Here is a 14,743-nt window from a genome sequence, read left to right as displayed (position 1 = left end):
AGGAGCTTAACCATGGCTTTACCGCTGAAGATCACCGTGCTCGCTGCCGTTGTGTTGCTGAGCGCCTGCCGCAGCGACCCGATCAGCTTTCACACGCTGACCCCGGTGCAACTGGGCAGCGCCCGCGCCGGGGCGCAAATCCCGATTGAGGGCATTACCGTGCCGCCGCAGGTCGACCGCCCGCAAATCGTCATTCGCCAGGGCAATAGCGGCCTGGCGATTCTGGAGACTGAATGGTGGGGGGCGAGTCTGGCGGATGAGTTGCGCAGTGCGCTGGTCGATCAACTGAGCAATAACAGCGGTCGCGGCAATGTCTCGGTGCGCATCGAGGTGCAACGTTTCGACTCGATCCCCGGCCAATACGCGTTGATCGATGCGAAATGGCGCCTGCGTCCGCTGGGCGATACCGACAGCGGTCTGGTCACGTGCCGTTCGACCTTGCAAACGCCGTCGGGGCCGAGCATCGATGAGCTGGTCACAGCCCAGCAGAACAACGTCAAACGCCTGGCTGCGCTGATCAGTCAGGCGGCGGGCAACCCGCGCGGTTGCCCGGCTTCTTCCTGAGTGTCTGGCCGAGAAAAAACCTCACGTTAAGACGCACGGCAATCGTGCGTCGTTGAGTCGCTGCTAATCTGAATGGGAATGACATGTATTAACCGTCTTTTTGACGGTTTTTTCTCATTTGCCAGCCTACATTGCCTGCGACTCAACACTTGCAAACCATTCGCATCCACGTGCGACGAAGGTTTGCCCATAACGTCTAAAAAGCCAGGAGCCCACCCGCCATGAGTCCACACCTTCCCGCCTTGCTGAAACGCGCTGTACTGGCCACCGCCCTACTCGGTTCTGCTCCGCTGTGGGCCGCCGACGGCGTTGGCCTGCTGGTTTACAACGCCCAGCACGAAAGCCTGACCAAAGCCTGGGTCGCCGGTTTCACCGAAGAGACCGGCATTCCAGTGACGATCCGCAATGGCGATGACACCGAGATGGGCAATCAACTGGTTCAGGAAGGCTCGGCGTCTCCGGCGGACGTGTTCCTGACCGAGAATTCCCCGGCGATGGTGTTGGTCGACAACGCCAAGCTGTTCGCACCGATTGCGCCCGCGACGCTGGAGCAGGTGGATGCGGCGTATCGTCCGGCCCATGGCCAATGGATCGGCATCGCTGCGCGCTCCACGGTGTTCGTCTACAACCCGGCCAAACTCGCCGAAAAAGACCTGCCGAAATCCCTGCTGGACCTGGCCAAACCCGAATGGAAAGGTCGCTGGGCCGCCTCCCCGGCCGGCGCTGACTTCCAGGCCATCGTCGCCGCCGTGTTGGAGCAGAAAGGCGAAGCCGCCACCCTCGACTGGCTCAAAGGCATGAAAACCAACGCCACCGTGTATCGCGGCAACAGCGCCGTGCTTAAAGCGGTGAACGCCGGGCAGATCGACAGTGGCGTGATCTACCACTATTACAGCTTCGTTGATCAATCCAAGACCGGCGAAAACAGCAAGAACACCAAGCTCTACTACTTCAAAAATCAAGACCCGGGCGCGTTTGTCAGCACGTCCGGTGCCGGCGTATTGGCGTCGAGCAAACATCAGGAAGAGGCGCAGAAGTTCGTCAAATACATCACCGGTAAAGAGGGCCAGGAGATTCTCCACAGCGGCACCTCGTTTGAATACGCGGTCGGCCAAGGCGCCCCGTCCAACCCGAAACTGACGCCGTTGAAGGATCTCGATGCGCCAAAAGTCGATGCCTCGAAACTCGACAGCAAGAAAGCCGTCGAGCTGATGACCCAGGCGGGAATCCTGTAAGTGATCCCGGAACCGTTACCGGCGGACGTCGCGGCGGCCTCTTCCGCTCACCGGGCCCTGAAAACCCGCGCCCTCAATGGTCGCGGGGGTTCGTGGGTGGTCGCCTTGGCGATCAGCGTTTCCCTGCTGTCGTTGCTGCCGATTCTGTTCGTGATCGGCGTGTCGTGGGCGACCGGTTGGGCGACGATCGAAGCCTTGGTGTTTCGCCCACGGGTCGCCGAACTGCTGATCAACACGGTGTTGCTGGTGTTGATCACCCTGCCCTTATGCATCGTCCTCGGCACCACGCTGGCATGGCTGACCGAACGCAGTAATCTGCCTGCCCGCCGTCTGTGGTCCTTGCTCGCCGTCGCGCCATTGGCGGTGCCAGCGTTCGTTCACAGTTATGCGTGGGTCAGCCTGATTCCATCGATTCACGGATTGCCCGCCGGCGTGCTGGTGTCGGTGATCGCTTATTTTCCATTTCTGTATTTGCCGGTGGCGGCGACTTTGCGCCGTCTTGATCCGGCGATTGAAGACGTGGCCGAATCCCTCGGCCTCAAGCCGTGGGCGGTGTTTTTCCGGGTGGTGTTGCCGCAGTTGCGTCTGGCGATTTGTGGCGGCGCATTGTTGGTGGGGTTGCACCTGTTGGCCGAGTACGGTCTCTACGCGATGATTCGCTTCGACACCTTCACCACGGCGATTTTCGATCAGTTCAAATCAACCTTTAATGGTCCCGCGGCGAACATGTTGGCGGGGGTGCTGGCGTTGTGTTGTCTGGCGATGCTCACCGTCGAATCCGCTGCGCGTGGCAAGGCGCGTTACGCTCGCGTCGGCTCTGGCAGTGCGCGCGAACAACGCACGGTGCTGTTGAGTCGTAGCGCCGTTGCCCTCGGCTTGGGCCTGCAAATCCTCACTTGCCTGTTGGCCCTCGGCGTACCGTTACTGACCTTGGGCCGCTGGTTGATCGCCGGCGGTGTGGAGGTCTGGGAAAGTGGCGAGCTGTTGCCGGCCCTGCTGCAAACCCTGTCGTTCGGTGTGGCCGGTGCGCTGCTGACTAGTCTGGCGGCGATTCCGATTGCCTGGCTGTCGATCCGTGCGCCGGGCAAATTGCAGCGCCTGCTGGAAGGCTGCAATTACATCACCAGTTCGCTGCCGGGGATTGTCGTGGCGCTGGCGCTGGTCACCGTGACCATCCACTTCGCCCGACCGATCTACCAAACCACCCTCACCGTGTTGCTCGCCTATCTGCTGATGTTCCTGCCACGGGCGCTGGTCAGTTTGCGTGCGGGGTTCGCCCAAGCGCCTGTGGAACTGGAAAACATTGCGCAAAGCCTTGGTCGCTCACCGCTGCGCGCCTTGTGGCTGATCACTTTACGTCTGGCCGCACCGGGCGCTGCCGCCGGCGCGGCGCTGGTGTTTCTGGCAATCACCAATGAACTGACCGCGACCTTGCTGCTAGCCCCCAACGGCACGCGCACCCTGGCCACCGGTTTCTGGGCCATGACCAGTGAAATCGACTACGCCGCCGCAGCCCCTTACGCGCTGTTGATGGTGCTGCTGTCGCTGCCTCTCACAGCCATTCTCTATCACCAATCCAGGCGCACCGCTGGCCGATGAACGCACTTGAACTGATCTCCCTGAGCAAATCCTTCGGCGCGCAAACAGCGCTGGATGACATCTGCCTGTCCGTCCCGACCGGCAGCCGCACGGTGATTGTCGGCCCGTCGGGCTCCGGCAAAACCACCTTGCTGCGGATGATTGCCGGTTTTGAATTCCCCGACGCCGGCAGCCTGACCCTCAACGGTCAAGTGCTGGTCGACAGCACCCACGCCGTGCCGGCTTATCAACGCCAGATTGGCTACGTGCCGCAGGACGGCGCGCTGTTTCCACACATGACCGTCGCCGCCAACATCGGCTTTGGCTTAGCCCTGACAGGGTCGGCAAAAACCGAGCGCATCGCGCAGCTGATGGACAGCGTTGCGCTGGACGCCAACATGGCCCAGCGTTGGCCCCATGAATTGTCCGGCGGCCAGCAGCAACGGGTTTCCCTTGCCCGAGCGCTGGCCCAGCAACCGCGATTGATGCTGCTCGATGAACCGTTTTCCGCCCTCGACACCGGTCTGCGCAGCGCCATGCGCAAAATGGTCGCGCGCTTGCTGGAAGATGCCGGTGTCACGACGATTCTGGTCACCCACGATCAGGGCGAAGCGCTGTCGTTTGCCGATCAATTGGCGGTGATGCGCGGCGGGCGTCTGGTGCAGTCCGGGCATCCGATGGACCTCTACCGTTACCCGAGCGACGAGCAAACAGCGCATTTTCTCGGCGAAGCCGTGGTCATGCCGGCGCGCATTGAATCCGGTTGGGCACACTGCGATCTCGGCCCGGTGCCGGTGAACAGCAATGGTTTTATCGGCGCGGCGCAGATCATGCTGCGCCCCGAGCAACTGCAGGTGGGCGGCGCGGTCACGGGCGCGCTGGGTTGTCATGCCGTGGTCACCGAACGGGATTTCGCCGGCAACACCTGCACCCTCACCGTCGAGCTGCGCTCAGAAACTCCGCAAAACCCAGGTCGCTCGCTGTTGGTGCGCAGCTCCGGCATGCACGCGCCACCTGCCGGCAGCGCGGTGCAATTATCGGTACTCGGTGCCGCCCACGTATTCGCCGCCCCGTGATCACAGATCGAAGCGATCCACCACCCGCCGCCGCTCGTTGTCATCACGCACATCGTAGTTGGCGGTGGTCTGGATATTGCTGTGGTGCGCCAGCTTCTGCGCGATCGACAGGTCGTGCTCTTCGATCACCCGCGTGATGAACGAACGGCGGAAATCGTGGGGCATGATCTTCACCCCGACCTGAGTGCCACGCTGACGGGCGATGTAGTAGATCGCGTGTTTGGTGATGCGCTCGCGGGTAATGTGGCTGCCACGGCGAATGCGGTTGAACAGAAAGGTATCGTCGTTCTCCCCCTCCTTGAGCTGCTCGCGACGAAACTCCAGCCATGCATCGAGTTTGGCAAACGCCCACGCCGGGGCGTACTTGATCAGTTGTTTGTTGCCCTTGCCGGTGACGGTCAGGCTGCGTTCATGGAAGTCCACCTGATTCAGATCCAGATCGACCGATTCCGATTTGCGCATGCCGGTGCCGTACAACAGCGCGATCACCGCTGCGTCGCGCAATCCCTGAGGGCGCGGATCGGCGGCGCAGACTTCCATCAGTTCGTGAATCAAGGTGCGCTTCAAGTTGCGCCCCTGGGACAACCGCGTGCCGGCAATGCCTTTGACCGAACGCATTTTCAGTAGATGGTCCTGGCTGATCAGGCTCATGCGCCAGGCTTCATTCATCACGCCGCGCACGGCATTCACATACAACGACGAGGTGTTCGGCGCATAGCCGTCGGCGCGCAACGCCGCGACCAGTGCCACGACGTCTTCGGGTTGCAATCCGTGCCAGGGGATTTCCTCGATGTCGACGTCTTCGAAACCGAGGCGGTCGGCGGCGTCCTGCAAGACATAACGCATGGTCAATTGGCTGGAAGGCGCCAGACGTGCCAGATAAATCGTCAGCGGATTAGTGTTGGACGGGGTGGATTCAGTACTCGACAAGTCAATCAAACGAAACGGCCTTGAATAGAAAACAGTTCAACAAAACAAACTAAAAGTGCAAAGAAACTTATATAAGGAGCGACTCTTCTGTAGGACTTTTCTATTAAAAGCGCCGATGAACGGAAGAAGTCTGAACGGTGGCTGTATGGCTTACAGATAGACGAATTGCCGACCGTATTTTGATGTTCCTTTGACAAAAAGCGGCATAACCTTAATTACAACAGGTTGCCCCGAAAGGCCTACAACCTGCCGTCCGTGGGCTTAAAAGTCAATCAGGCATTCCCCGGCCGGTATCCCAAACCCTTGAAATTCCGTGTTTTTCAGACAATTGGCTGAAGGATGGCTGTCGCCCCGAGGTTCTTATGAGTCAAGCGTTCCTGCCGTTTTCGCGTCCGAGTATCGGCGATGAGGAAATAACCGCCGTTGAACAAGTATTACGTTCTGGCTGGATTACCACTGGCCCTAAATGTCAGGCACTCGAAGAACAGTTCGGCGCTTATGTCGGTTGCAAACATGCCGTCGCACTTTCTTCGGCCACCGGCGGCATGCATATCACCTTGCTCGCCTTGGGCATTGGCCCGGGCGATGAAGTTATAACGCCTTCGCAAACCTGGGTGTCGACCGCCAACATGATTTCGTTGCTCGGCGCCAAACCGGTGTTCGTCGACGTCGACCGTGACACGCTGATGACTGACGCTGCGCGCATCGAGGCGGCGATCACCCCGCGCACTAAAGCGATCATTCCGGTGCATTACGCTGGCGCCGCGTTCGATCTCGATCCGCTTTACGCGCTGGCCGACAAGCACGGCATCGCCGTCATCGAAGACGCCGCCCACGCGGCCGGCACCCGCTACAAGGGCCGTCACGTCGGCGCGCAAGGCACGGCGATCTTCTCCTTCCACGCGATCAAGAACATGACCTGTGCCGAGGGCGCGATGTTCGTCACCGATGACGAAGCACTGGCCAGTCGTGTGCGCATGCTCAAGTTCCACGGTCTGGGCGTTGACGCCTACGATCGCCTGACCGGTGGCCGCAAGCCGCAGGCGCAGGTGATGGAGCCGGGCTTCAAGTACAACCTCGCTGACATCAACGCCGCGATTGCCCTGGTGCAGTTGCAGCGTCTGGACGCGATCAACGCGCGCCGCACCGAGCTGGCCGCTGCTTACCGGCAAAAACTCGAAGGCCTGCCGGTCCAGCCTTTGGCCCTGCCCGCCTACGCGCAACAACACGCTTGGCACCTGTTCATCCTGCGCATCGACGGCGAGCGCTGTGGCATCGACCGCGAAGCCTTTATGAAGGGCTTGCAGGATCAGGGCATCGGCACCGGCATCCACTTCATCGCCACCCACCTGCACACCTGGTATCGCCAGCGTGACCCCGATTTGTACCTGCCCAACACCGAATGGAACTCGGCACGGCTGTGCTCGATTCCATTGTTCCCCGACATGAGCGATCAGGACCTTGATCGCGTCGTCGGGGCCATCGCCACCCTCATGGATAAACGCCTGTGAAACCCTATCCGATCCGCTGTGTGTCGATCGTTATCCCGGTCTATAACGAACAGGACAGTCTGCCGGAGTTGCTGCGCCGTACCGAAGCAGCGTGCCGGATGCTGCGTTACGACTATGAAATCGTCCTGATTGACGACGGTAGCCGTGACGATTCCGCCCACCTTCTGGAAGAAGCCGCGACCCGCGAAGACAGTCCGTTCGTGGCGGTCATCCTCAACCGCAACTACGGCCAGCACGCGGCGATCATGGCTGGTTTCGAGCAATGCAAAGGCGACGTGGTCATCACCCTCGACGCCGACCTGCAGAACCCGCCGGAAGAAATCCCGCGCCTGGTTGCCGAAGCCGAAAAGGGTTTCGACGTGGTCGGCACGGTGCGCGGTAATCGTCAGGATTCGGCGCTGCGTCGCTACCCGTCGAAGCTGATCAACCTCGCCGTGCAGCGCTCCACCGGCGTTGCCATGAGCGACTACGGCTGCATGCTCCGCGCTTACCGCCGAACGATCATCGACGCGATGCTCGCCTGCCGCGAGCGCAGCACGTTTATCCCGATTCTGGCCAACAGCTTCGCCCGCCACACCACCGAAATCGTCGTCGCCCACGCCGAGCGTGAACACGGCGATTCGAAGTACAGCCCGATGCGCCTGATCAACCTGATGTTCGACTTGATCACCTGCATGACCACCACGCCGTTGCGGTTGCTGAGCATTGTCGGTTTCGCCATGGCTGGCCTCGGCGTGTTGTTCGCCGCAGCGCTGATCGTGCTGCGCCTGGTGTTCGGTGCCGGATGGGCCGGTGACGGCATGTTTGTACTGTTCGCGGTGCTGTTCGTGTTCACCGGCGGCCAGTTCATCGGCATGGGCCTGCTCGGCGAATACCTCGGGCGCATGTACAGCGACGTGCGCGCCCGCCCGCGTTTCTTCATTGAAAAAGTGTTGCGCAGCCACCCGTCCCACCCGGCGCCTGCGATCACCGTTGACGGTCTCTCTTCTACTTCCACTACCGGTCAGGTTCTCTCATGAGCGCAAAAACTGTTGTCTTCGCTTACCACGATATTGGCTGCGCCGGCATTCAGGCCCTGCTCGACAGCGGCTACGACATCGCCGCCGTGTTCACTCACGCCGATGACCCGAAAGAAAACGCCTTCTACGCCTCGGTCGCGCAACTGTGCGCCAGCAAAGGCATCCCGGTGCATGCGCCAGAAGACGTTAACCACCCGTTGTGGATCGAGCGGATTGCCAAGCTCAATCCCGATTACCTGTTCTCGTTCTACTACCGCAACCTGCTCAGCGAACAACTGCTGGCCGTGGCCAAACAAGGCGCGTTCAACCTGCACGGCTCGTTGCTGCCGAGCTACCGTGGCCGCGCTCCAGCGAACTGGGTGCTGGTCAACGGCGAAAGCGAAACCGGTGTAACGCTGCACCGCATGGTCAAACGTGCCGATGCCGGCGCCATCGTCGCGCAACAACGCGTGGCCATCGAACGCAGCGATACCGCGTTGAGCCTGCACGGTAAATTGCGCATCGCCGCGACCGATCTGTTGCGCGATACCTTGCCGGCGATGCTGCAAGGCACAATCACTGAAACCGCGCAGGACGAAGCGAAAGCCACGGTATTCGGTCGTCGCAGCGCAGCGGACGGCAAACTGCTTTGGGCCAAACCCGCTGAGCAACTGTTCAATCTGGTGCGCGCCGTCACCCAGCCGTATCCGGGCGCGTTCTGCGCCGTCGGTGAACACAAGCTGATCGTCTGGAGCGCCGAGGTCATCAAAGGCAACGACGGTCAGGCACCGGGCCGGGTGATCAGTGTCGATCCACTGCGCATTGCCTGCGGTGAAGATTCGCTGGTAATCCTTTCCGGCCAACGCAACGACAACGGCCTGTTCCTCAGCGGTCCGCAACTGGCCAGTGAACTCGGTCTGGTCGACGGTTCGCTGCTGCGCGGCGCGGAATCCGGGCGTGCGCCACGTCGCACGCGCGTGCTGATCCTTGGCGTCAACGGTTTCATCGGCAATCACTTGTCCGAGCGCCTGCTGCGCGATGACCGTTACGAAGTCTATGGCCTCGACATTGGCTCCGACGCCATCGACCGTTTGCGCAGCCATCCGCATTTCCACTACGTCGAAGGCGACATCAGCATTCACTCCGAGTGGATCGAGTACCACATCAAGAAGTGCGACGTGGTCCTGCCGCTGGTGGCCATCGCCACACCGATCGAATACACCCGCAACCCGTTGCGCGTGTTTGAACTCGACTTCGAAGAAAACCTGAAACTGGTGCGCTACTGCGTCAAATACAACAAGCGCGTGATCTTCCCATCGACCTCGGAAGTCTATGGCATGTGCCAGGACAAGCACTTCGACGAAGACACCTCCAATCTGGTGGTCGGCCCGATCAACAAGCAGCGCTGGATTTACTCCGTCTCCAAGCAACTGCTCGACCGAGTGATCTGGGCCTACGGCGCCAAGGGCCTCAATTTCACCCTGTTCCGTCCTTTCAACTGGATGGGCCCACGCCTTGATCGCCTCGATTCGGCGCGGATCGGCAGCTCCCGCGCCATCACTCAGTTGATCCTCAATCTGGTCGAAGGCACGCCAATCCGCCTGTTCGACGGTGGCGAGCAGAAGCGCTGCTTCACCGACATCGCTGACGGTGTCGAGGCACTGGCGCGGATCATCGATAACGACAACGACGCGTGCAACGGCCAGATCATCAACATCGGCAACCCGGACAACGAAGCCAGCATCCGCCAGTTGGGCGAAGAGTTGCTGCGCCAGTTCGAAGCGCATCCGCTGCGCGACAACTTCCCGCCGTTCGCCGGCTTCCGCGACGTCGAGAGCAAGGCGTTTTATGGCGCCGGTTATCAGGACGTCGAACACCGCAAGCCAAGCATCGCCAATGCCAAGCGCCTGCTCGACTGGACGCCGACCGTGGAAATGCGCGAGACCATTGGCAACACGCTGGATTTCTTCCTGCGTGAAGCCATGCTCGAAATCGCGGACAAGCCTTGATGCAGGCCGGTCTACGCATCGACGTCGACACCTATCGCGGCACTCGTGAAGGTGTGCCGCGCTTGCTGGAAATGCTCGACGAGGCGCAGATCAAGGCGACGTTTTTCTTCAGTGTCGGCCCCGACAACATGGGCCGGCATCTGTGGCGCCTGATCCGCCCGCAGTTCCTCTGGAAGATGCTCCGCTCCAACGCTGCCGGCCTGTATGGCTGGGACATTCTGCTGGCCGGCACCGCATGGCCGGGAAAACCGATTGGTCGCGACCTCGGGCATCTGATGCGTCAGGCCCGTGATGCCGGTCATGAAGTCGGCTTGCATGCCTGGGATCACCACGGCTGGCAAGCGAATGCCGGGCGCTGGAGCGAGGCGCAACTGGTCGAGCAGATCCGTCAGGGCGTCGACACCTTGAGCGACATTCTCGGCGAGAAAATCACCTGTTCAGCCGCCGCCGGTTGGCGTGCCGATGAGCGCGTGATCGAGGCCAAGCAGGCCTTTGGCTTTCGCTACAACAGCGATTGCCGGGGCACGCGACTGTTTCGTCCGCTGCTGGCCGACGGCACGCCGGGCACGCCGCAGATTCCGGTGGACTTGCCGACTTTCGACGAAGTCGTCGGCCCTATCGTTTCAGCGCGGGATTACAACGCGTTTCTGCTCGATCACTTCCGGGCGCAACAGGTCAACGTCTACACCATTCACGCCGAGGTAGAAGGGATTCTGATGGCTGAGGATTTTCGCCAACTGCTGGCCGAGGCGCGTCAGCGCCACATCGACTTCACACCGCTGGGCGATTTGTTGCCCGAGTTCTTCAACACCTTGCCCGTGGGCCGCGTGCAGCGTGGCGCGCTCGATGGCCGTGAAGGCTGGCTGGGAGTGCAAGGCGCATGAGCAAACGCTGGGCATTGCCGTTGCTGTTGCTGGGAATCGGTCTGCTGGCGTACCTGCTGCCGCTGGGCACCCATGGCCTGTGGATTCCCGATGAATCTCGCTACGCGCAGATCAGCCAGGACATGCTGCTGAGCGGCAACTGGGTGTCGCCGCATTTCATGAGCTTGCGCTATTTCGAGAAGCCGATTGCCGGCTACTGGATGATTGCGTTGGGGCAGGAATTGTTCGGGCAGAACCTGTTCGGCGTGCGCTTTGCTTCGGCGCTGAGTACCGGGTTGAGCGTGCTGCTGTGCTATCTGGTTGCCCGACGTTTGTGGAATGAACCGCGCAAAAGCTTCGCCTGCGCGCTGATCTACATGAGCTTAACCATCGTTGCCGGTCAGGCCGGTTACGCCAACCTCGATCCGCAATTCACCTTCTGGGTCAACCTGAGTCTGGTGGCGCTGTGGTTCGCCGTCGACAGCCGCACCAGCGGCAAACGCATGGCCGCTTGGGCGCTACTTGGGCTGGCTTGCGGCATGGGTTTCATGACCAAGGGTTTTCTCGCCTGGCTGCTGCCGGTGCTGATCGCATTGCCGTGGATGCTTTGGCAAAAACGCTGGCGTGAACTGCTGCTGTTTGGCCCGGTGGCCATTGCCGTGGCGATCATCGTCAGTCTGCCGTGGGTACTCTCGGTGCATGCGCAGGAGCCCGACTACTGGCGGTTCTTCTTCTGGCATGAACACATCCGCCGCTTTGCCGGTGACGATGCCCAGCATGACGCGCCGTGGTGGTTCTACTTGCCGTTGTTGGTGGCGTTCAGTTTGCCGTGGGCGGGATTGCTGCCGACGGCGTTCAAGCAAGCCTGGCAAACCCGCGCTCAGCCCAAAGTGATTTTCCTGCTGCTGTGGTTGCTGATGCCGCTGCTGTTTTTCAGCCTGAGCAACGGCAAATTGCCGACTTACATCCTGCCGTGCCTGCTGCCGCTGGCGTTGCTGCTCGGTCACGCGCTGGCCGACCGTTTACGTCTGGAGCAAGGTCGGGCGCTGAGCATCAACGGTGTGCTCAATCTGTTGCTCGGCCTCGTCACGCTGATTGCCCTGGTGTACCTGCAACTGACCAAACCGGTCTACGACCACGAGCTGCACAGCATGGTGCTGGTGTTCATTGCCCTGATTGGCTGGATCATCGCCAACCTGCTGCAAGCCTTCCTGCCATTGCAATGCTGGGCGGCGCCGGCGCTGGGCAGTCTGTTGCTGATCGCGGTGTTGCCGGCAGCGATGCCCAAATCGGTGGTCGCCAACAAGATGCCTGATCAGTTCATCAAGCATCACGTCAGCGAACTGGCACAAACCACGCACCTGCTGAGCAACGACCTCGGCGCGGCGTCAGCGCTGGCCTGGCGCCTGAAAACCCCGCAGGTCGCGTTGTACAACACGATAGGCGAATTGAAATATGGCCTTGCCTATCCTGACGGCATTCAGCAACGGGTCGATCCCGATCAAGTGCAACAGTGGATGCGTGAGGCGCGCCGCAGCGGTTCGGTCGGCGTGGTGATGCGCGTCAAGGGGCAGGACGAACTGGACGAAATCGACAAGTTGCCAAAGGACGGCGTCCGTTATGAACAGGGCAATCTGGTGATCATGATTCTGCCGAAGGTGGCGTCATGAGCCTGTTGCTGCTGTTGGCTGCGTGCCTGCTGACCTGTCTCGGGCAAATTGCGCAGAAATACGCCGTGGAGAGTTGGCGCGGCGTGGAGTCGACATGGGCCGACAAACTGCGTTCGCCGTGGTTGTGGCTGGCCCTGCTCGCCCTCGGCTCAGGCCTCTTGGTTTGGCTGCTGGTGTTACAGCGCCTGGCAGTCGGCATCGCCTACCCGATGCTCAGCCTTAATTTCGTGCTGATCACCCTGATCGCCCGCTTCGTCTTCCGCGAACCCATCGACCGCCAACATTGGCTCGGCGTGGCGTTGGTGATTGGCGGCGTGGTTTTGCTGGGGCAACAGACATGAATCAGCGTCGCGGAATCACTTTCGCCCTCGGCAGCGTTTTGCTGGTCAGCGCCGCGCAACTGGGCATGCGCTGGAGCATGACCCGCCTGCCCACGCCAGAACATTGGCCGACCATAGCCAGCCTCGACCTGCGCGCACTGGCCGTGGTCATTGCGGCGATCTTCGCCTATGCGCTGTCGATGCTCTGCTGGCTCGCCGCCCTGCGCGATCTGCCGCTGGGCCGTGCCTATTCGCTGCTGAGCATCAGCTACGCGCTGGTGTATCTGCTGGCGGCCAGTCTGCCGCTGTTCAACGAATCCTTCAGTTTCAGTAAATCGCTGGGCGTGGCGCTGGTCATGCTCGGGGTCATCACCATCAACACGCGTCCGGCTCGTGCGCCCGCATTCAGGAGTGCTCCATGAAAATCACAGTATTTGGCAGCGGTTACGTCGGTCTGGTGCAAGCGGCTGTGTTGGCCGAGGTCGGCCATGATGTCGTGTGCATGGACGTCGACCAGAAGAAGGTCGACCTGTTGCGCCAGGGGCACGTGAGCATTTTCGAACCGGGGCTGGCCAGCCTGGTGCGCGAAGGGCTGGATTCGAAACGCCTGCTGTTTACCACCGATGAAAAACTCGCCGTGCAGCACGCTCGTGTGGCGTTCATCGCGGTCGGTACGCCGTCCCGTGAAGACGGTTCGGCGGATCTGCGCTACGTGCTCTCGGTCGGCGACGCGATTGCCCGCCATCGTGAGCAGCCGCTGATCATCGTCGAGAAATCCACGGTGCCGGTGGGCACCGGCGACACCCTGCGCACGCACATTGAAAAGGCGCTGATCAAGGTCGGTCGCCTGCTGCAATTCGATATCGTCTCTAACCCGGAGTTTCTCAAGGAAGGCTCGGCAGTTGCCGACTGCCGCCGCCCGGATCGCATCGTCATCGGGTGCGAGGGCGATGAGGTGCGCGACGTCATGCGTGATCTGTATTCGCCATTCAACCGCAACCATGACCGCATCATGTTCATGGACCTGCGCAGCGCCGAGCTGACCAAGTACGCCGCCAACTGCATGCTCGCGACCAAGATCAGCTTTATCAACCAGATCGCCGAACTGGCCGAACACTTGGGCGCCGACATCGAATCGGTGCGCCAGGGCATCGGCGCCGACACGCGCATCGGTTATCACTTCATTTATCCGGGCTGCGGTTATGGCGGCTCGTGCTTCCCGAAAGACATGCGCGCCTTGATCCACAGTGCCGAAGAGGCGCATTGCTCCAGCGACTTGCTGCAAGCAGTCGAAGCGATCAATCAGCGGCAGAAACACAAGTTGTTCGAGCGCATCAACGCCTTCTACCAAGGCGAACTGCGCGGCAAGACCTTCGCTTTGTGGGGGCTGGCGTTCAAACCCAACACCGACGACATGCGCGATGCGCCGAGCCGCGTGCTGCTGGAAGAGTTGTGGGCCGCCGGCGCCAGCGTGCGTGCGTTCGACCCGGAAGCCATGCAGGAAACCCAGAACCTCTATCCGAATGAATCCAGACTGATGTTGATGGGCACGCCGGAATCGGTATTGCCCGGCGCTGACGCACTGATCATCTGCACCGAATGGCAACAGTTCAAGGCGCCGGATTTCGAGCTGATCAAACAGCGCCTCAATACCCCGGTGATCTTTGACGGGCGCAACCTCTACGACGCTGAGCGTCTGGCGCGCAATGGCATTCAGTACTTCCCGATGGGCCGTGGCGAATCACGCAAATTGCCGATCCCGCTGCAACAGTGGCCGCATGCGTCTGACGTCGCATAAACACCTACCCCCGTGGGATCGAGCTTGCTCGCGAAGGCGGAGTGTCAGTCAACATTGATGTATCTGACCCAACGCCTTCGCGAGCAAGCTCGCTTCCACAGGGGGTAGTGTTACGGCGGCTTGACCGGTGATGGTTGCGCAGGGAGGATGATGCACGCCCGCCAAGCCTCTGAAATAAGGACATTGTCCCG

General features: G+C 60.9%; 13 protein-coding genes. 12 read left to right on the top strand and 1 reads right to left on the bottom strand.

Annotated elements, in window-relative coordinates:
• Window positions 1-12 precede the first annotated feature (12 nt).
• From EJA71_RS00885 to EJA71_RS00870, 4 genes are all read left to right on the top strand, one after another.
• On the top strand, window positions 13-564 hold the full coding sequence (locus EJA71_RS00885; protein WP_158953477.1) for a membrane integrity-associated transporter subunit PqiC: 552 nt from the start codon (window positions 13-15) through the stop codon (window positions 562-564).
• Between the two features lie 221 nt (window positions 565-785).
• Window positions 786-1,799: an iron ABC transporter substrate-binding protein gene (locus tag EJA71_RS00880; protein WP_158953475.1), complete on the top strand. Its 1,014-nt coding sequence runs from the start codon at window positions 786-788 to the stop codon at window positions 1,797-1,799.
• A gap of 3 nt (window positions 1,800-1,802) precedes the next feature.
• Window positions 1,803-3,398, top strand: a complete 1,596-nt coding sequence (locus tag EJA71_RS00875) for an iron ABC transporter permease (RefSeq protein ID WP_158953673.1) — start codon at window positions 1,803-1,805, stop codon at window positions 3,396-3,398.
• Window positions 3,395-4,453 carry an ABC transporter ATP-binding protein gene (locus tag EJA71_RS00870; RefSeq protein ID WP_158953473.1) on the top strand — a complete coding sequence of 353 codons (1,059 nt, stop codon included), beginning with the start codon at window positions 3,395-3,397 and terminating at the stop codon, window positions 4,451-4,453. Before EJA71_RS00875 ends, EJA71_RS00870 begins: the two co-directional genes overlap by 4 nt.
• On the opposite strand, the gene xerC is transcribed toward EJA71_RS00870, so the two are convergent.
• The gene (gene xerC / locus EJA71_RS00865) at window positions 4,454-5,299 is read right to left on the bottom strand and encodes a tyrosine recombinase XerC (protein WP_256671463.1); all 846 of its coding nucleotides are present in this window, start codon (window positions 5,297-5,299) and stop codon (window positions 4,454-4,456) included.
• A 446-nt stretch (window positions 5,300-5,745) separates the two neighbouring features.
• Between xerC and arnB the strand changes: the two genes are divergently transcribed.
• The 8 genes from arnB to EJA71_RS00825 are packed head-to-tail and all read left to right on the top strand — an operon-like array spanning window position 5,746 to window position 14,552.
• Window positions 5,746-6,894 carry a UDP-4-amino-4-deoxy-L-arabinose aminotransferase gene (gene arnB, locus EJA71_RS00860; RefSeq protein ID WP_158953471.1) on the top strand — a complete coding sequence of 383 codons (1,149 nt, stop codon included), beginning with the start codon at window positions 5,746-5,748 and terminating at the stop codon, window positions 6,892-6,894.
• Window positions 6,891-7,913 (top strand): undecaprenyl-phosphate 4-deoxy-4-formamido-L-arabinose transferase, encoded by a 1,023-nt coding sequence (gene arnC, locus EJA71_RS00855; protein ID WP_158953469.1) that lies wholly within the window; start codon window positions 6,891-6,893, stop codon window positions 7,911-7,913. Before arnB ends, arnC begins: the two co-directional genes overlap by 4 nt.
• Window positions 7,910-9,901 carry a bifunctional UDP-4-amino-4-deoxy-L-arabinose formyltransferase/UDP-glucuronic acid oxidase ArnA gene (gene arnA / locus EJA71_RS00850; RefSeq protein WP_158953467.1) on the top strand — a complete coding sequence of 664 codons (1,992 nt, stop codon included), beginning with the start codon at window positions 7,910-7,912 and terminating at the stop codon, window positions 9,899-9,901. The genes arnC and arnA overlap by 4 nt, the downstream gene beginning before the upstream one ends.
• Window positions 9,901-10,785 (top strand): 4-deoxy-4-formamido-L-arabinose-phosphoundecaprenol deformylase, encoded by an 885-nt coding sequence (gene arnD / locus EJA71_RS00845; protein WP_158953465.1) that lies wholly within the window; start codon window positions 9,901-9,903, stop codon window positions 10,783-10,785. Before arnA ends, arnD begins: the two co-directional genes overlap by 1 nt.
• A complete protein-coding gene (gene arnT, locus EJA71_RS00840) occupies window positions 10,782-12,434 on the top strand; it encodes a lipid IV(A) 4-amino-4-deoxy-L-arabinosyltransferase (protein ID WP_158953463.1) in 1,653 nt (550 codons plus the stop codon). Before arnD ends, arnT begins: the two co-directional genes overlap by 4 nt.
• A complete protein-coding gene (arnE, locus tag EJA71_RS00835) occupies window positions 12,431-12,775 on the top strand; it encodes a 4-amino-4-deoxy-L-arabinose-phosphoundecaprenol flippase subunit ArnE (RefSeq protein ID WP_158953461.1) in 345 nt (114 codons plus the stop codon). Before arnT ends, arnE begins: the two co-directional genes overlap by 4 nt.
• Window positions 12,772-13,176 (top strand): 4-amino-4-deoxy-L-arabinose-phosphoundecaprenol flippase subunit ArnF, encoded by a 405-nt coding sequence (arnF, locus tag EJA71_RS00830; RefSeq protein ID WP_158953459.1) that lies wholly within the window; start codon window positions 12,772-12,774, stop codon window positions 13,174-13,176. Before arnE ends, arnF begins: the two co-directional genes overlap by 4 nt.
• Window positions 13,173-14,552: a UDP-glucose/GDP-mannose dehydrogenase family protein gene (locus EJA71_RS00825; RefSeq protein WP_158953457.1), complete on the top strand. Its 1,380-nt coding sequence runs from the start codon at window positions 13,173-13,175 to the stop codon at window positions 14,550-14,552. The genes arnF and EJA71_RS00825 overlap by 4 nt, the downstream gene beginning before the upstream one ends.
• Window positions 14,553-14,743 lie beyond the last annotated feature (191 nt).

Origin of the sequence: Pseudomonas sp. PB106, assembly GCF_009764645.1 — a bacterium.
Lineage (GTDB): Bacteria > Pseudomonadota > Gammaproteobacteria > Pseudomonadales > Pseudomonadaceae > Aquipseudomonas.
The sequence above is the reverse complement of the archived record's forward strand: the minus strand, read 5'-3'. Positions and strand labels throughout refer to the sequence as shown.